Consider the following 17,917-nt stretch of genomic DNA (forward strand, 5'->3'; position numbering starts at 1 on the left):
TTTCAAGCAAAGCCGCCTGTCCGATCAATTTACTTCTAAGTCGAGGTATGCATGTGAACATAGCGGATATCGCGCTGTTTAAAGGGCTGTCCAACGTGGACTTGGCCAAGGTCCTCGGGCGCTTGGAGCGGCGCACGCTGCGGGCGGACGAGACGCTGTTCCGCGCGGGCGACCCGGGGGACGGCATGTACGTCGTGCTGCGCGGGCAGATCGCGCTCTACGTAGAGACGGAAGAAGGCGCGCGGCGGGCGCTGACGGTGCTGCGCGAGGGAGACATGCTCGGCGAGATGGCGCTCCTGACCGGCGAGCCGCGCAGCGCGACCGCCGTGGCCGCCGCCGAGACCGAGCTCTTCGAGATCGGCGAAGAGACGTTCCGGCAGCTGATCGGGGAGCATGCCGTGCTGTCGGCCTATTTTATCCGCTTGCTGTCCGGCAGGCTGACGCAGACGAACGCGCGGCTGACGGAGACGCGCGAGGCGGAGACCGCCCGCATCCGGCAGCAGGCGGCACGCTGGCCCGCCGAAGTGGCGGTGGCGATGTTCGCGGCGGCGGCGCTGCCGTTCGCGGACAAGCCGCTGCTGGAGCGCGCGGCGGGACTTGCATCCTTCGACGCCGCGCTGGCGGCGGATGCGGACCTTCGCGCCATGATCCGGCAGGATCCGGACCGCGCCGCGCGCGTCTCCGTCATGCCGGCGGTTCGGACCGTGCTGACGGAGCTGTACGTCGAGCTGCAGGGTCATAGCGCGCGCGCGCAATGGACGCGCGAGGCCGCGATTTATTATGCGGAAGCGGGGGGATACGGCTGCTGCGGCGGCCGTGCTGTCCGACGGCGGGTCATGGCCGGCGCTCATCGCGCTGCTGGAAGGCGGACGTTCCGTTTCGGACGCGAACGTCGGCGGAGCGCCGGCAGCGATGGCGGCCGCCGCGCCGTCACGCGACCAGGCCGCCGCGGCGCTGGAAGCCGCAACCGCGTCGCCGTTAGACCGCGACGAGCCGGACGCGGCCTTGCGCCGGCGTTCCGAGGCAGCTTCGGCGCTGCCGAAGGACCTGCCGCTAGCGGACCTGCTCGCTCGCTGTCCCGACGAGCTGCTGTTCGACCGTCCGCGACTATTCGCCGCCTATCTGGACGATTGCCTCGCGCGCGGCCGCGAAGAGGGCTACGTCCGGTTCGAAGCCGCGCTGGAGACGGCGTCCGGTCGCTTCGAGCCGGCGCAGACCGCAGCCCTGTACGCTTGGGGCGCCGAATGGTGCCGGCGGGCGGGCCGTTCGCACAAAGCGCTCGAATACATGCGGCTCGCCGAGTCCCTCCCCGGCACCGAGGCGGAGAGTACGGAGCGAAGCCTGCGGCTGGCCCGGGAAAAACTGAGGGACGAGCAGAACAAGCGGCTCGTCGAGCAAGCGGGCGCGCTGCTGGGCCGAGGCCGCCTTCCGTTGCTTGCCGGCCTCGCGCTGGCGCTGTCCGGCTTGGTTTATTTCCACTTCGCCGATCCCTTCGCCGGGCTGGCCCGGCAGGGCATGGACTTCATCGGCATCGGCCTCGCCGCGGTCGTCATGTGGATCGTGCGCGCCGTGCCGGACTATCTCGTGGCGTTATTCATGGCGATGCTGTGGGCGGTCGGCGGCGTCGCAGAGCCGTCGGTCGCGCTGTCGGGCTTCGCCTCGCCAAGCTGGCTCTACATGCTGTTCATATTGGCGCTGGGCGCGGCCATTACGAAGTCCGGCTTGCTGTACCGTTTCTCCCTGCTCGCGCTGAAGCTTTTTCCCGCCAGCTACCGCGGGCAGTTCTGGGGAATCGTCGCGAGCGGCGCGCTGCTGAACCCGCTTATCCCTTCTTCGTCGGCGAAGGTCGGGCTCGGCGTGCCGATCGCCCGCACGCTGTCCGAGGCGATGGGCTTCGCGGACCGCTCTCGCGGGATGGCGGGCCTGTCGCTTACGGCGATGGTGTTCTACGGCTTCACGGCCCCTTTCGTGTTGACCGGCTCTTACACCAACGTCATGGCGCTCGGCATGGCCGGCGGGACCGAGGGCGTGAGTTGGTTTCAATGGCTGATCTACGCCCTGCCGGCCTTCCTCGTCTTCGGCGGGGCGATGGCGGGCTTCATGGCCTGGACCTTCCGCCGGCGGGAGCCCGGACGTCCCATCCGCACCGAGGTGCTCGACGATCAGCTGAAGCTGATCGGACGGTGGACCCGCAGCGAGCGGGCGACGGCGGCGGCTGCGCTCGGATCGATTGCGCTCCTGATCCTGCAGCCGCTGCACGGATTGGACTATGCCTGGGTCATGCTGCTCGGGTTTGCGGCGCTGGTCTTGTTTGGCGTGCTCGACGGAGATACGCTGAAGACGGGCATCGACTGGCCGTTCCTGCTGTTCATCGGCGTCGCCTTCAGCTTCGCCGAGGTAGCCGAGCGCGTCGGCGTCGTGGACGCGATGTCGAACGTGCTCGGCGCGCGGATGGCCGCCTTTTCCGGATCGCCCACGTTGTTTCTCGTCTCGGTCGTGCTGCTGTCGTTCCTCGTGACGCTCGTCGTCCGGGACGACGCGGCCGTCATCCTGCTCGTCGTGTCGACCGCCGGCTTGGCGGCGCAGGCGGGCATTCACCCTTGGGTGCTCGTGTTCGTCATCTTGCTGTCGACCGACCCGTTCTTTTTCGCCTATCAATCGCCGACCTATCTGACCGGCTACTATAGCGCGGAAGGCCGATCGTTCACGCATCGACAAGGTCAATTGACCGCGATTGGCTACGGCCTCGCCGTGCTGCTGCTGACCGTCGCCTGCGTGCCCTACTGGAAGTGGCTCGGGCTGATCGGCCATGGCGGCTGACTGGAAGGCTCGGATCGCTTCGCGAAGCGCCGTTCCTGAACTTGGTCGTAGGTTGGCGCCGCTTGCCGGCGTTATAATAGATTCATTGAAAAGATAGACGAATCGAAAAGCGAGACGATAGAAGGGGCTGACGGGCATGAGCGACAGAGAGGCCGGTATATCGCCGCCGCGCCGCGCCTACAGCTTACTGCCGGGCGAATGGCGGCTCAGCCGCGGGCTCGCCGGCGACCAAGGGCCTTGGCGCGGCGCGATCCTGGGGCTGTGGGTCGCGGGCGGGACCGCTGCGGGCACGGGCATGCTGGGAGCGCCGACGGGCTTCGGCGCGCCGGTCGATCTCGTGTCGGCGGTATCCGCGCATACGGCGGCGTTCGCTTTTCTCTCGCTGCTCATCGCCTGGGCGCTGACGTTCGTGCCGCGGCTGTCCGGTCCTTTCGCGACGATCGGCGGGCTGCTGTACACGGGCGCGCTCAGCTTCTTTTTGCTGTTTTTCAGCGATATGGGGGTCGCCGTGTCGTTTCTATTGGCATGCTCGTATACGTTCGCCGCTGCCATAATAGGCTGGCTCCTTGCCGCAGCGTTCGCGCGGGGGACCGGCAAACGCCGCCGAGTCGCCTCCATCTGTGCGCTAGCGCTATTAGGCGGCGCGGGCGCATCGGCGGCGGATCCCTCTAACCTGCGGCCGGATTGGCTGCGCCACGCTTCGATGGACGACGCCGATTCGGCAGCGGGCGCGGACGGAGGGAGCACCGGAACAGCGGGCGTCGCCTTCCGTCCCCTGGCGGCCGGCGATCCTTCGCTGCCCGGCAGCTATGCATACGACGCTTTTACTTACGGGAGCGGGACCGGCCGTCGTCCCGACTTCGGCAAGGAGGCGGGGCTGATCTCGGCGCCTGCGGACGCTTCCGCCTATTTGAAGGACTGGCCGCTGCTTCGAAAATGGTACTGGGGGTTCGGGCCGAAGGAACTTCCGTTGAACGGAAGAGTGTGGATGCCACGGGGAAACGGCCCATTTCCGCTCGTGCTCATCGTTCACGGCAATCACGCCATGGAGGATTATTCCGACGGAGGCTATGCCTATCTGGGCGAGCAGCTCGCGAGCCGCGGCTGCGTCGCCGTATCGGTCGACGAGAACTTCCTTAACTATTCCGTCTGGTCGGGCATTCCCGGCCAGGACATGAAGCTGAGGGCTTGGGTGCTGCTTCGGCATATCGGCCAGCTGCGGGACTTTAACGAAGATCCGGTCTCCCCGCTATTCGGCAAGCTGGATTTGCAAAAAATCTCCCTTGTCGGCCACTCGCGAGGCGGTCAGGCGGTCGCCATGGCGGCGGATCGCGATGCCTGGTTCGCGGACGACGCGTCCTTGCCCCCGGCGACGGACTATCGGATCGTGTCGGTAGCCGCGATCGCGCCGACCGATACGGTCGTGGACGGCAAACAGGCACGCCTTAGCGGCATTTCTTACCTGACGCTGCAGGGCGCGTCCGATGCCGACATCAACGACTTTTTCGGGGACAGGCAGTATGCGCGGACGACGTTTGCTACCGGCGGGACTGGAGGAGCCGGTCTTGCGTTTAAGGCGTCCCTCTACATAGAGGGCGCCAACCACGGGCAATTTAACGAGAGCTGGGGCCGGCGCGACAGCTCGCTTCCGGCGGGACTTTTCCTCCGCAAGCCCGCACTCCGGGGGGGGAGGAGCAGCGGCGGATCGCCAAGGGCTACCTGACCGCCTTCATGGAGGCGACGCTCAAGGGGGACGACGAGTACGAGCCGCTTTTCGAGGATTACCGCTCGGCGGGCGCCTATCTCCCGGCCACGCGGTACGTCAGCCGTTACGAGAGCGGCGCCTTCAATGCTTTGGCCCGGTTCGACGACGAGAATGCCGTCCCCGAGACGCCTGGCGAAGGCGTAGCCGGGACTTCGTCCACGGGCGTGACCGCAGAAGTCGCCGAGGCGCTCGACAGGCAGCGGCACGGCAAGGGCACGCACGGGCTCTCGCTGCAGTGGGCGGCCAACGGCAAATATACGATGACTTGGGCTAACGTTTTTGCGACGGGCGCATCTGCGAACGACCAGGCTGTGCTCTCCTTCGCGATGGCGGATCTGTCGCTGGATCTGTCGGGGCAAGATGAGGCGCATGACGCTTGGGACATTCGAATCGGCCTTACGGACGCGAGTGGGACTTACGCGGAGCTGTCGCTGGCGGACTTTGCGTCGCCGCAGCCGCTTTTCCGCGCCTCGATCACCCGCTTGGGACCGCTAGAGCCGCTCGTTGACGACGGAAAATACCGCGAGCCGTACGAGCCGGTGTTCCAAACCTATCGCTTGCCCCTCAACGCATGGGCGGAGGCGAATCCCGCATTTGCGCCGGATGCCATCGGCGGGCTTTCTTTCGTTCTGGTCGGCGGCCCCGGCAAAGTGATGCTGGACGATATCGGAATCGGACCTTGACGATCCCGGCATACGAACTGTAATTCGCATGTTGACAGTTGCCGAGGGGCGGCCGTATACTGTGTTGGAAGGAACACAGTTGAAAGCCGTCGCCGATACCGCTCCAGCCGGCTCGCGACGTTAACTGTGTTTAAATTAGACATAGATCACATAGTGGAGGGAATATCATGAGCGAAACGATTACCCGCGTCGCCGATTATGCCAGCGTCGTCCGGGAACGTCATTCCGTACGGCAATACGATCCGAACTGGACGATCTCCGAGGCCGAGCTGAAAGAGATTCTCGCCGAGGCGTCGCTGGCGCCGTCGAGCAGCAATACGCAGTCCTGGCGATTCTTCGTCTTCCACGACAAGGCGCTTCAACAGAAGCTGCTGCCGATCGCGAACAACCAGCAGCAGGTGGCCGACGCGTCTGCGGTCATCGCGGTGCTCGGGGATCGCGAAGGCTTTAAGCGGCTAGGACAAATCAACGATCTCGCGGTTGAAAAGGGCGTTATGACCCGCGAATTCGCCGATCAATACACGGCGCGCGCTATCGGGATGTACGGCAGCCTGGGCAAAGAAAAGCAGACGCAGATCGCGCTCGTCGACGCCGGGCTCGTGAGCATGCAAATCATGCTGTCGGCCAAAGCGCGCGGCTACGACACGGTGCCGATGGGCGGCTTTGACGCCGTGCGGCTCGTCGAAGCGTTCGGCATCCCCGAGACGCTCGTGCCGGTCATGCTCATCGCGGTGGGCAAGGGAACGGCTCCGGGCAGAGCGACGGCACGCCTGCCGCTCGAGGAGATCACGTTCTGGAACGGCCAGGGACTGAACTAAAACACAGTCTAGCATCGACAAGGACGAAGCGGCTCGCTGCTTCGTCTTTTTGCGCTCGGCCACAGGCTTCGCATGCCAACCCTTCGGCAACGATAGGCGGAAGGGGAAGCGGGTTGGCGCAAACGGGAATTGCGGGATATCCCGCAATAACAGGGCTCCTCAGTCCGTCCGCTACGCGCGAGTGTACCAACAACAGGCCGCAGGCGGCCTTTTTCGTGCGTAAAAATCCGGTTAAGCGGCTGTTAAGCGCTATGATGCAAAATAGAGAAGGAAACCGCGGGGGGCCGGAAGGGGAACCGGCGCGCGGGGGAAGAAGCGATAAAAGGCTACCTATAATAGTCGATCGGAATTACAATAGAGTATAAACGACAAAGTTGTTAAACAACGGATTAAATTCGACGGCGGGCGCGGTGAAGAACGTGAGCGTGCAAGGCATCAAGAACATAACGGGCGGACTCGACCGGTTCCTCATCGGCCTCGCGATCGTCGTCATTCTCCTGGGCGCCGCGATGTTCGAAATGAATCAGTCCAGCCATGGCGGTCGGCATGCGAAGCAGGGAACGCTCGACCTGTCCGATTGGGACTTCCGGTCCGACGGAACGGTAAGGCTGAGCGGAGAGTGGGAGTTCTATCCGGACCGGCTGCTGACGCCCGCCGACTTCGCCGGCGGCAGGCAGCCTGCGGGCAAGCGGTATATCCAGGTTCCGGGCGTATGGAACGGCGAGGACATGAAGGGCTACGGCTACGCGACCTATCGCTTGTCCATCCGCATCAAGCCGACCGATCGGACGTTGGCCATACACAAGCAGGTCATCCGATTCGCGGACCGGATGTACGTCGACGGCAAAGAGCTGGCATCCTCGGGCTCGCCGGGCATGTCCCGCAAGGGCTACGAGCCTGGCAACTTCCCCTACACCGTCTCGTTCGTCGTGCCGGACGATCGTATCGACCTGCTGATCCAAGTCGCGAACTACGACTATCCGACAGGCGGCATCGCGCTGCCCCTGCGGCTCGGACTGTCCGACGACGTTCAGATGTCCAGGGCGGCGCAGACGATGTTCGAGTGGGCGGGCGCGATCATTTTTCTCCTGTTCGGCATCTTTTCGCTGTTGCTGTATTTCTTTTTTCAGCGGCGTCTGCCCTTTCTATCGTTCGGCTTGTTCTTCCTGTGCTTTGCCGTGCTGATCGTCATGAACGGACAGCGCATGCTGTTCCAGCTGCTGTCCGACATGCCCTTCGAGATCATGTGGAAAATCAAGGACTTGTCCGTCCTGCTCGCGATTCCGTTTCTTAACGTGTACACGGCGTATGCTTACGCGACCGGATTCGCCCGGCGTCTGCTGCTCTATCCCGCTGGGGCGATCGGGCTGTTCTGCCTCTTCATCGTCTGGGTTCCGTACCGCATGTACGCGCCTGCGCTGGGCGCGATCATGCTGGCGTTCATACTGCTGCTCATGGCGCTTGTCCTGTTCACGCTTGGTCAATACCGCAAGTCGGCGGCAAGCTCGAAGCGGGAGATCAAGATGTACTTGATGGCGCTGGTGTCTCTGCTGATGCTGCTGATCAGCTCCGCTTTCTTGAACCAGGGCGACGGCACGTTCCTGCCGTCCATTTTGTCCGACGTGCTGGGGCTCTCGTTCGTCATCTTTATCGTGGCGATGCTCGCGCAAAACTATTTCTCGACCTACCAGTCGATGGCCAAGCTCACGGCGGAGCTGCAAGCGGCCAACCAGCTGAAGGACGAATTCCTGCTGCGGACGTCCTACGAGCTGAACACGCCGCTGCAAGGGATCATGAACCTGTCCCAGTCGCTCCTCGACAGCTCCGCGCAGCTGCCGAAGGACAGGCGCGTCGGGAGCCGGGACAAGCTCCAGATCATCCGCAATACCGCCTATCGAATGTCCAACCTGGTCAACGACATCATCGATCTTACCCGGATCAAGGACGGCCACCTGGAGGTCGCGCTCAAGCCGGTGGATCTGGTCGCCTGCGTGGCGATCGCCTTCGAGGTGAACGGGTTCCTGGCGCGGGAGAAGTCCGTGCGGCTCGAGCACCGCCTGAATCCGGAGAGCCGCTACGCGACGGCGGACGAGAATCGGCTCATGCAGGTGCTGTCCAATCTGCTCGACTACAGCATGAAGTTCGACGATCTGACGGCGATCCTGGTGAGCGGCCACAGGCGGAACGATATGTCCGTGCTTCAGATCGAAGCGATCGTCTGGGGCGCCGGGATCACGGCGGACTCGAAGTCCCGCCAGCCGGGGTTCTACGGCGCCAACCTGGCCGCGGCGATCGAGCTCACGCGGCTGATGGGGGGCGAGATGCGCCTGCTGCCGGGCGAACAGCAGCGCGGCAGCGTCATCTTCGAGCTCGTCCTGCCGATGGCCAAGCCGCCGAACCCCGACCGCGACGGCGCCATCTTAAGGGAGATCGGGGGAGCGGACGCAGTCCGGACCGACCTCGCAGGGGCCGGCAGGCGGCGTCTATACCGTCCTCGTCGTCGAGGAGGAGCCGCTTCACCTGGAGCTGATGGTGAATCTGCTCGTCAGCGAAGGCTACCGGGTGCTGACCGCCCGCTCGGGCGAAGAGGCGATGGAGCGGCTTGAAGGCAGCGCCCGGCCCGACATCGTGCTGCTCGACGTGCTGCTGCACGGGGGCGGCAGCTATGAGATCAGCCGCAAGATCCGCCGGCAGTATACGCCGATCGAGCTCCCGCTGTTGTTCGTCGCGGCGCGGACGACGCCGGCGGACGTCGAAGCCGGGCTGGCTGCCGGCGGCAACGACTTCATCTCCAAGCCGCTCGACGCTTCGGAGGTCCGGGTACGCATCCGCACCCAGCTGGCCATGAAGCGGCTCGCGAAGGAAGCGACCGCGAGCGAGATGGCGTTTCTTCAATCGCAGATCAAGCCGCACTTCCTCTACAACGCGCTCGGCACGATCATGTCGCTCTGTTATACGGACGGCCCGCGCGCGGGCGAGCTGCTGGCGGTGCTCAGCAAGTATTTGCGGATTATTTTCCACGAGGATCATAAGGAAGAAAGCGTTCTGCTATATAAGGAAATCGAGCTGGTTCGCGCCTACGTGGACATCGAAAAGGAACGATTCGGCAATCGCCTCGCCGTCGAGATCGACGTGGACGAGCGGCTCATGTCCTTCAAGGTCATGCCGCTGACGATCCAGCCCCTCGTCGAGAATGCGATCCGTCATGGCGTCGCCAAGAAGCTGAACGGCGGACGGGTGCTGCTGTCGGTACAGCGGCGCGGCGCTGAGGTGGAGATCGTCGTCGAGGACAACGGCGTCGGCATGGCCGAGCGACAAGTGCGGGATCTGATGGATGCCGCCATGGACGCGTCTGACGGCGTCGGGTTCGCCAATATCGCCAAGCGCCTCAGCCATCTCAACGGCAGCCGGCCGCTCATCGAGAGCGCACCGGACGTCGGGACGCGAATCACCATCAGGCTGCCGATCAAAGACGACTAGCGAGAGGAGGGAATCATCATGATCACCGCATTGTTGGCGGACGACGAAGCGCATGCGCTCAGCCTGCTGGAGCTGCTGCTCCACCAGACGGGCGAGGTGAAGGTCATCGGACGCTGCGGCAACGGCATCGATGCGATCGCGCAGATCGCGCGCCTCAAGCCCGACGTCGCTTTCCTGGATATCGAGATGCCCGGCATGAACGGACTGGAGGTGGCGGAACGGCTAGGCTCGTCGGCTTGCGATACGCAGGTCGTATTCGTGACGGCCTACGACCGGTATGCCGTCTCCGCATTCGAAAACGACGCGCTCGATTATTTGCTCAAGCCGCTCGAAGTGGATCGGCTCAACCGGACCGTCGGCCGCGTGAAGCGGGCGGTCGCCCGCAAGAAGTCCGAAGCGCCCGAGCAGGCGGACGCGGGGAAGGTTGCGGCGGACAAGCCGCCCGCGGAGCTGCAAGTGCAGCTGCTCGGCGAGATTCAAGTATCCGTAGAGGGCCGGGGAAGGCTCAAGTGGCGGACCTCCAAGGAAAAAGAGTTGTTCGCCTACCTCGCCGTCCACTACGGCAGTCGAATCCATCGCGACGTGCTGCTCGACGAGCTGTGGCCCGACGAGCATTACCAGAAGGCCAAAGTCTATTTGCATACGTGCGTAAGCTACTTGCGCCGCGACTTCCGCCAACTGGGCATGGAGGACGCCGTCATCTACGAGGACGAGAAGTACTCGCTGGCGCCGCAGCTCGAGCGCTCGGACTACCGGGAGTTCGTCGACGCGGCGGCCGGTCTCCTGCAGCCGGGCGGCAGCAACGCGGAGCAGCTCGAGCGCACGGTGAACTTGTACAGCGGACGGTTGTTCCGCAGCGAAGATTACCAATGGGCGGACGACGAGATCCGGCATACCGAGGCGGCCATCGAAGCGCAACTGCTCAGGCTGACCCAGCTCTACGAGGAGCAGCGGGATTACGGACGGATGATCGCCGCGGGGCGCAGGCTGCTGCAGCATTCTCCTTACAACGAGGAAGCCTACCGTATTTTGATGAAAGCCTACGCGGGCAGCGGCAAGCACGACGAGGTGTACCGCGTGTACGAGGAGATGGAGCGCAGGCTCGACGAGCTGCAGATCCAGGCGTCGGACATGACGGTGAGCCTGTACGAGGGCTTGAGGGTACGGAAACGGGGATAAGAGAGCGGCTGCCGGCAAAGGCGGGGTGCCGCTCTTCGGCCTCAATTTTAAGCGGAGCTTCAGGTTGCGCTCATGAACGCTTAAGCAGGGGAGGATAAGATGATCTCAACCCCCCCCCCTTTGATATAGCAAGAACCCTTGGACCCGCGGCGACGCGGGTCACTTTTTTTGTCACGGCGGCGGCGCAAGCGTTGGTGTCTGATTAGAATCACATTACAGTAACCGCGCTTTTCTCGCTTGGCGCCTTTGAGCGAATGGTAAGCGCGAATTCTGCGGTTAGATGCACGGACGAAGGTAGAATCAAAATAGCGTGAAACGGAACTGCGGACGGCGCAGCTCCGTTTCTGTCGACAAGACTAGTCACCGCTGCCGACCTTTCGCTCGTACAGACTCGCGCTCCAGCTCGGGCCGTCGAAGCGGCCGCAATATTGCAGCCCTTGACGCGCGTAGTACGCGTTCAGCGAGGGATTGTCGGCCATGCAGTCGAGACGCAGCCAGGCTCTCCCCTTCTGCGAGATGATGCTTTCCGCGTGCAGCAGCAGGAGACGGCCGATCCCGAGCCCCTTGCAGTCTCGCGCCACGGCCAGGCGGTGGACGTAACCCGCGTCCATATGGAACAGCGGTCCCCAGATCCCCTCTTCATGGTCCCAGTTGATCGAAAACGCGCCGACGAGTTTTCCTTGCAGATACGCAGCGTAGACATTCTGCTCGCGGAACAGCATCTCCATGTTCGCGGGCGAGAACATATCCGCGTGCCACTGCCGGATGCCTTTGGCGTCCTGAATCCATTCGACGGCTCCAAGATACAGCGTCCGCAGCGCTTCGGCGTCGTCCGTTGTCGCAGGCCGGATGTCCAGTTCGGGCGAAGCCGCCGTTTCGCCGTCCGAATCGGATTCCGCCCCGCCGAGCGATTCGGACGGCTGCCGCTGCCACGCATATTCCAGCATCGACGCCGAAGCGAGCGCCCGCTCGATCCCGAATAGCCGGGAGACGACGTGCAATGCCGCGTCCATTCCCGTCGTGACGCCGCCGGACATGACGAACTTGCCGTTGTCGACGTATCGGACGTCCCGCACGATCGTCGCGCTCGCCGGCGCGGCCGCCTCAAGCAGATCGAATGCCCTGCGGTTCGTGGTGATCCGCATGCCCTCCAGCAGGCCGGCCTTCGCGAGCAGCAGCGCGCCGGTGCAGACCGACAGGACGATCTCGGCGGACCGCGCGGACGCCCCGATCCAATTCACGAGCCGCTCGTTATGCATCTCCTTCCGCGAGCCCAGGCCGCCGGGAACGACCAGGAGGTCCGGCGCAGGGCAATCGGACAGGCTATACCGTGGCTCGACGACCACGCCGCTCACGGTCGTTACGGATGCGCCGCTTTCTCCGACCGTATAAACGTGCAGATCCTTCCCCCCAATCGCTGGAAACCGCGAACACATCGAGCGGACCCGCCACATCCAGCGTATCGACGCCCTCGTAAATCAGTACCGCCACGTTCCTCGCACGCTTCATCCTCCGCCAGCTCCTTTTTTCGAAAAATAAAAAAAAGCATTTGACCTTATGATCAAATACTTCGCCCAGGCGATCGGCCTATGAAGGACGCGCTCCCCCGCAGTACGCTGCGTCGATTCGCCAGTCGCGCGCCCCATGAATCCTTATTGCCTATTATAAGCCGGCGCGCCGCGCAATCAAGCTATTCTTCGTGAACGATCTCGCCCGTGCGAGACAGATCGTAGCCTGGAATCGCGGCCAGCTCCCGTTGGAACAAGTCGGAGCGCAGACCGGCGAGCAGCCCTTCGATCCAAGGGAAGTTGGCCGGCGTCTTCAGCGCGACCAGGTCGTAGCTCTCCTGGATGAGGGGGGATGAAGCCGATGCGTCCGACGATCGCAGCCGCCTTCTCGATCCCGACGCCGAAGTCGGCTTCCCCGGACGCGACCTTCGCGGCTACGGCCATGTGGCTCGTCAGCTCGTCCGCATATCCGGCAAGGCCGCTCGCCCGGATGCCGCGCACCCGGAGCTGCTCCTCGAGCAGCACGCGAGCGCCTGCGCCTCGCTCGCGGTTAGCCAGCCGGAGGCCGGGCCGCGCCAGATCCGCCCAGTCCGCGAGCCCGAGCGGATTGCCTTGCTGGACGTACAAGCCGGCTGTCCGGCTGAGCAGGCGCACGACCATATAAGGCGCGCCGATCAGGATGCGGCGTATGTACGGCAGGTTGTACTCGCCGGTGTCTCCGTCGTACAAATGAGTGCTGACGATGTCCGCTTCGCCGCGGTACATCGCGATCAGGCTGTCGAGGCTGCCCGCGTAGGCGCGCAGCGGCCGCACGCCGCCGGCGTTCGGATTGCGCTCGAGATGCTTGGCGAGCAGGTCGAGGCTTATGTCCTGGCCCGTGATGACCAGCGGCCGGGTCGCCGAAGCGACGGACTGCCGCGCAGGCGCCGCGCCGCGCGTCCCCGCTTCCGCTGAACCGGCTGCGATCGGACGGTGCGGGTACTGTTCCTGCGAAGCCGGAGAGCGCATGCGATGCTTGTAGGCTTCCAGGTCGGCGGCGTCTACGCGCATCTGCTTGCCTACCCGGTAGGAGGGCAATTCGCCCTTTTTTGATCAGATCGTAGACGGTCAGCTTCGATATTTTGAGCATTTGAGCGATCTCTTCGGTCGTATATGAGATACTGGCGGTCATATCGGGCAAGCTCCTTATGGGCGAGGATCTTAGATTTGTCTATTGTAACATAACGTTCGAACAAACCGCCGCCATAGACGTTTACAGTTAATGTTTGGTTATATATAATGATTTTTAATTATAAATAGATATAAATGATAGGGGCGGATGGGGCTGCTATGAACAAAGTAATGAGATTAAGTGCGATTTGGATCGTTTGTGTTGCCATCCTGTTCGGGTTGTCCGCTTGCGGAGGGGCGAACAATGCCAACGGCTCTTCGCCGGCATCGCCGTCCGCGGAGGAGACCGAGCTCACGGTATCCGCGGCGGCCAGCCTGACGGACGCGCTCGGCGAGCTCAAGGCGCTTTACGAAAAAGCGCATCCGGACGTGACGCTGAGCTTCAACTTCGGCGCTTCCGGCGCCTTGCAGCAGCAGATCGAGCAAGGCGCGCCCGCCGATCTCTTCCTCTCCGCCGCAACCAAAAACATGCAGGCGCTCGCTGATAAAGGGTTGATGCAGGAACAGCGCGATCTGTTGAAAAACGAGCTCGTCGTCGTCGTGCCCTCGGATGCACGGACCGCCGTCGCCAAGCTGGAGGACTTGTCGGGCGAAGCGGTCAAGAAGGTCGCGATCGGCATTCCCGAGAGCGTGCCCGCGGGCGGCTACGCCAAGGACGCATTGACGGCCGCCGGGCTGTGGGACAGCCTGCAAGCCAAGCTGGTGCAGGGCAAGGACGTGCGCCAGGTGCTGCAGTACGTGGAGACGGCCAACGCCGACGCGGGCTTCGTCTACAAGACGGACGCGCTGTCGTCCGGCAAGGTCAAGGTCGCCTTCGCGGTCGATCCGTCGCGATACAAACCGATCGTCTACCCGATCGGCGTCGTCAAGGCGACGAAGCATGCGGAAGCTGCCGAGCGCTTCTACGCTTATCTGCAAACGCCCGAAGCGATCGCCGTCTTCGTTAAATATGGATTCTCGGCAGCGGCTGCCGAGTAAGCGCGGTCCGGATGGATTGGCAAGCGTTCTGGCCGCCGATTCGGCTCTCGCTCCAAGTCGCGCTGCTCTCGAGCGTCGCAGCGCTGGCGCTCGGCACTGTCGCGGCGCATCTATTGTCCCGCCGCGCGTTCAGAGGCCGGTCCCTGGCCGAGACGGCCTTCATGCTCCCGCTCGTGCTGCCGCCGACGGTCGTCGGATTCGTCCTCCTCGTTCTGCTGGGGAGGCGCAGCGGAGCGGGCCGCTTCATCGAATGGCTGACCGGCGCTCCCATCGTCTTCTCCTGGTGGGCGGCCGTGATCGCGTCCGTCGTCGTCGCCTTTCCGCTCGTCTACCAGACGATGAAAAACGGGTTTGCCTCCGTCGACCGCGAAGCGGAGGAGGCGGCGCGGGTCGCGGGGGCCGGCGAGCTTCAAGTTTTTAGGCATATCACGTTGCCGCTTGCCGGGCATGCGTTTCTGACGGCGTTCGTGCTGGCTTTCGCGCGCGGACTCGGCGAATTCGGAGCGACGCTCATGATCGCGGGCAATATTCCGGGGCGAACGCAGACCGTGCCGACCGCGATCTACGTGGCCGTGGACGCCGGTCATACGGGGATGGCATGGGCTTGGACGGCGGCGATCGTCGGCATATCGTTTCTGCTGCTGCTGTTCACGGGACGCGCGAAGAAGTAAGGCGCGACGCAGGATAAGGCTGTATGGATTCAACCAAAAAAGAACCTGGCGCCAATCGCCAGGTTCTTTTGTATTGCGGAAAGGCAGATGCGATGATAGAATCAATCTGTTCCGCTTTTTTTATATGAATGCAAAGTTAACGCATCTTACATCTTAAATGTATCATGTCGGCAAGCTCTTGTCAAACTTTTTTTATTACAAAGGTAGAGGAGAGATGCAGCATGCATGCTTTCGTACTCGATTTTCAGGAGATGGATCCCTCGCAGCTTGCGCTTGTAGGGGGAAAGGGTTTGAATCTGGGGAAACTATCGAAAATCGAAGGCGTGAAGGTGCCCGAAGGATTTTGCGTCACCACGTTAGGTTTCCAAAAAGCAGTCGCAAGCCATGAAGCGTATCAAGCGCAGCTGGATCGATTGAAGCAGTTAAATGCAGAAGACCGTGAGCAAATCGGCAAAGTCGGCCAAGAGATCAGGCGGATCCTGACGGGCCTATCGCTTCCTGACGAAGTCTCGGACGGCGTGAAACGGCAGCTCTCCCGGCTCGGAGAAGCGCATGCTTATGCGGTACGGTCGAGCGCGACAGCCGAAGATTTGCCTTATGCCTCGTTTGCCGGACAACAAGACACCTACTTGAATAGGATCGGACCGGATGTCATTCTCCGGCATATCGGCCTCTGCTGGGCGTCCCTGTTTACGGATCGCGCGATCATATACCGGATGCAAAACGGGTATGATCACGGCCGCGTTTACTTATCCGTCATCGTTCAGCGCATGGTTCGTCCGCAAGCGTCAGGCATTCTGTTTACCGCGGATCCGATCACGTCCAATCGCAAGCTGCTGTCCATCGATGCGGGCTACGGGCTTGGAGAGGCGCTGGTGTCCGGCCTTGTTTCTCCCGATCTGTATCAAGTCCGGGAGGGTAAGATCGTCCTAAAACGCATCGCGACCAAGAAGCTGGAGATCCGCGGACGGGAAGAAGGAGGAACGGAGACCAGGCCGATCGATCCCGGCCGGCAGAATACGCAAGTGCTGACCGAAGCGCAAATATTAAAGCTTGCGGAAATCGGGCGACGGATCGAGGCTCATTTCGGAAGTCCCCAGGACATCGAATGGTGTTGGTCGGACGATGCCTTTTATATCGTGCAGAGCCGGCCGATCACGACTTTATATCCGATCCCCGATGCGCCCGATCATGAAAATCGTGTCTATCTGTCCGTCGGCCATCAACAGATGATGACCGATCCGATCAAGCCGCTCGGGCTGTCCTTCTATCTGTTGACGACGCGCGCGCCGATGCTTGCGGCCGGCGGCCGGTTGTTTGTCGACGCGACGCCGCGCCTGATTACGCCGGCCGGCAGGGCGATGATGATCGACACCTTGGGGAAATCCGATCCGATCATCAAGGACGCGCTCGCGACCATCGTCGAGCGGGAAGGCTTCTTGAACCTGGCGCAGGCGGACGAACAGGAGGGCCGTCAAAGCGCCGGCGTCGGGATACCGGCTCCGGTGCAGTCGCCTCCCGCGCTCGATCCTGCGATCGTATCCGACCTGATCGCGGAGAGGCAAGCCTCGCTCGAAGCGCTTAAGGAAGCGATCCAATCCAAGTCCGGGCCGGCGCTATTCGACTTTATTTTGGAAGACCTCGAGGAATTAAAGAGGCTGCTGTTCGACCCGCGCAGCACGAAAACGTTCATGACCGCCATGGATGCCGCCGCTTGGATCAACGAGCATATGGAGCTGTGGCTGGGCGAGCGCAACGCCGCGGACGTCCTGTCTCTATCCGTGCCTAACAATATCACCTCGGAGATGGGGCTTGCGCTGCTGGATGTCGCGGACGCGATTCGCCCTTATCCGCAGGTCATCGAGTATTTAAGGCATGCGACCGACGATCGTTTTTTGGAGGGGCTCGTTCGGCTGGCGGGCGGGCAGGAAGCGCGGGATGCGATCGAAGCTTATCTGGTCAAATACGGGATGCGGTGCGCCGGCGAGATCGATATCACAAGAGCGCGCTGGAGCGAAAGGCCGATTGAGCTGGTTCCGGTTATTTTGGGCCATATTCAAAATTTAGCGCCGAATGCAGGCAAACGAAAATTCGAACAGGGGCTGCGGCAGGCGCAGGAAAAAGAACGAGCGCTCCTGGAGCGGCTGCGCGCATTGCCGGATGGCGACCGAAAGGCGAAGGAGACCAAGCGATGGATCGACCTGCTCCGCCACTACATCGGTTATCGCGAATATCCCAAATACGGCATGATCAACCGTTATTTTATATACAAACAAGCTTTGCTCAAAGAAGCCGAAAGACTGTCGCTGGCCGGCGTTATCTATGAAAAAGAGGATATCTTCTACCTGACCTTCGAAGAACTGCGCGACGTCGCGCGCACCGGCTTCCTGGATCATGAGGCGGTCGGCAATCGGAAGGAAGCCTACAAGTGGTACGAAAAGCTGACGCCGCCGCGCGTCATGACTTCCGACGGCGAGATCGTTACGGGCCGATATAAGCGCGATCGGCTCCCGGAGGGCGCTATCGCAGGCCTGCCCGTATCCGCCGGCGTGATCGAAGGACGGGCAAGAGTCATTTTGAATATGGCGGATGCCGCGCTGGAGGAGGGGGGACATCCTGATCACAGCTTTCACCGATCCGGGCTGGACGCCTTTGTTCGTATCCATCAAAGGACTCGTCACCGAAGTGGGCGGATTGATGACGCATGGCGCGGTCATCGCGCGCGAATACGGGCTCCCGGCGGTGGTCGGGGCAGAAGGCGCTACCAGGCTGATTCAAGACGGGCAGCGAATCCGCGTGAACGGAACCGAAGGCTATATTGAAATTTTGGAGGCTTGATCCGGCG

General features: G+C 62.6%; 11 protein-coding genes, 3 pseudogenes and 1 riboswitch. Of the genes and pseudogenes, 11 read left to right on the forward strand and 3 right to left on the reverse strand.

The genetic code is table 11. The features are described from left to right. Positions 1–185: 185 nt before the first annotated feature. Positions 186–332, forward strand: a pseudogene (locus OMP38_RS36340) (cyclic nucleotide-binding domain-containing protein); the annotation flags it as partial. 77 nt (positions 333–409) lie between these two features. On the opposite strand, the gene OMP38_RS28635 reads toward OMP38_RS36340, so the two are convergent. Further along, complete coding sequence (locus OMP38_RS28635; protein WP_277568115.1) at positions 410–688, reverse strand: hypothetical protein; 279 nt, start codon at positions 686–688, stop codon at positions 410–412. Between the two features lie 92 nt (positions 689–780). Here OMP38_RS28635 and OMP38_RS28640 point away from each other — a divergent pair, with 92 nt between their 5' ends. From OMP38_RS28640 to OMP38_RS28670, 7 genes are all read left to right on the forward strand, one after another. Then, positions 781–2,820: an SLC13 family permease gene (locus OMP38_RS28640; protein WP_277568116.1), complete on the forward strand. Its 2,040-nt coding sequence runs from the start codon at positions 781–783 to the stop codon at positions 2,818–2,820. Positions 2,821–2,956: 136 nt separating this feature from the next. After that, positions 2,957–4,543 (forward strand): alpha/beta hydrolase, encoded by a 1,587-nt coding sequence (locus OMP38_RS28645; RefSeq protein WP_277568117.1) that lies wholly within the window; start codon positions 2,957–2,959, stop codon positions 4,541–4,543. A gap of 8 nt (positions 4,544–4,551) precedes the next feature. Next, a complete protein-coding gene (locus OMP38_RS28650) occupies positions 4,552–5,268 on the forward strand; it encodes a hypothetical protein (RefSeq protein WP_277568118.1) in 717 nt (238 codons plus the stop codon). A gap of 167 nt (positions 5,269–5,435) precedes the next feature. After that, entirely contained in the window at positions 5,436–6,086 is a 651-nt protein-coding gene (locus OMP38_RS28655; protein ID WP_277568119.1) for a nitroreductase family protein, read from the forward strand. A gap of 410 nt (positions 6,087–6,496) precedes the next feature. Continuing rightward, complete coding sequence (locus OMP38_RS28660; RefSeq protein WP_277568120.1) at positions 6,497–8,692, forward strand: sensor histidine kinase; 2,196 nt, start codon at positions 6,497–6,499, stop codon at positions 8,690–8,692. Further along, positions 8,616–9,566 (forward strand): histidine kinase, encoded by a 951-nt coding sequence (locus OMP38_RS28665; protein ID WP_277568121.1) that lies wholly within the window; start codon positions 8,616–8,618, stop codon positions 9,564–9,566. The genes OMP38_RS28660 and OMP38_RS28665 overlap by 77 nt, the downstream gene beginning before the upstream one ends. A gap of 18 nt (positions 9,567–9,584) precedes the next feature. Continuing rightward, the gene (locus OMP38_RS28670; protein ID WP_277568122.1) at positions 9,585–10,745 is read left to right on the forward strand and encodes a response regulator; all 1,161 of its coding nucleotides are present in this window, start codon (positions 9,585–9,587) and stop codon (positions 10,743–10,745) included. A gap of 356 nt (positions 10,746–11,101) precedes the next feature. Here OMP38_RS28670 and OMP38_RS28675 read toward each other — a convergent pair whose 3' ends face one another. Next, on the reverse strand, positions 11,102–12,181 hold the full coding sequence (locus OMP38_RS28675; RefSeq protein ID WP_277568123.1) for a GNAT family N-acetyltransferase: 1,080 nt from the start codon (positions 12,179–12,181) through the stop codon (positions 11,102–11,104). 129 nt (positions 12,182–12,310) lie between these two features. After that, a riboswitch (ZMP/ZTP riboswitch) is annotated at positions 12,311–12,392 on the reverse strand. A 43-nt stretch (positions 12,393–12,435) separates the two neighbouring features. Continuing rightward, positions 12,436–13,424: pseudogene (locus tag OMP38_RS28680) on the reverse strand (substrate-binding domain-containing protein). A 158-nt stretch (positions 13,425–13,582) separates the two neighbouring features. Between OMP38_RS28680 and modA the strand changes: the two are divergent. The 3 genes and pseudogenes from modA (at position 13,583) to ppsA (ending at position 17,910) form a co-directional block, all read left to right on the forward strand. Beyond that, entirely contained in the window at positions 13,583–14,401 is an 819-nt protein-coding gene (gene modA / locus OMP38_RS28685) for a molybdate ABC transporter substrate-binding protein (RefSeq protein ID WP_277568124.1), read from the forward strand. 11 nt (positions 14,402–14,412) lie between these two features. Continuing rightward, complete coding sequence (modB, locus tag OMP38_RS28690) at positions 14,413–15,072, forward strand: molybdate ABC transporter permease subunit (protein ID WP_277568125.1); 660 nt, start codon at positions 14,413–14,415, stop codon at positions 15,070–15,072. A 221-nt stretch (positions 15,073–15,293) separates the two neighbouring features. Beyond that, positions 15,294–17,910 (forward strand): annotated as a pseudogene (gene ppsA / locus OMP38_RS28695) (phosphoenolpyruvate synthase). Positions 17,911–17,917 lie beyond the last annotated feature (7 nt).

It is taken from the genome of Cohnella ginsengisoli, from assembly GCF_029525555.1.
Lineage (GTDB): Bacteria > Bacillota > Bacilli > Paenibacillales > Paenibacillaceae > Cohnella > Cohnella ginsengisoli.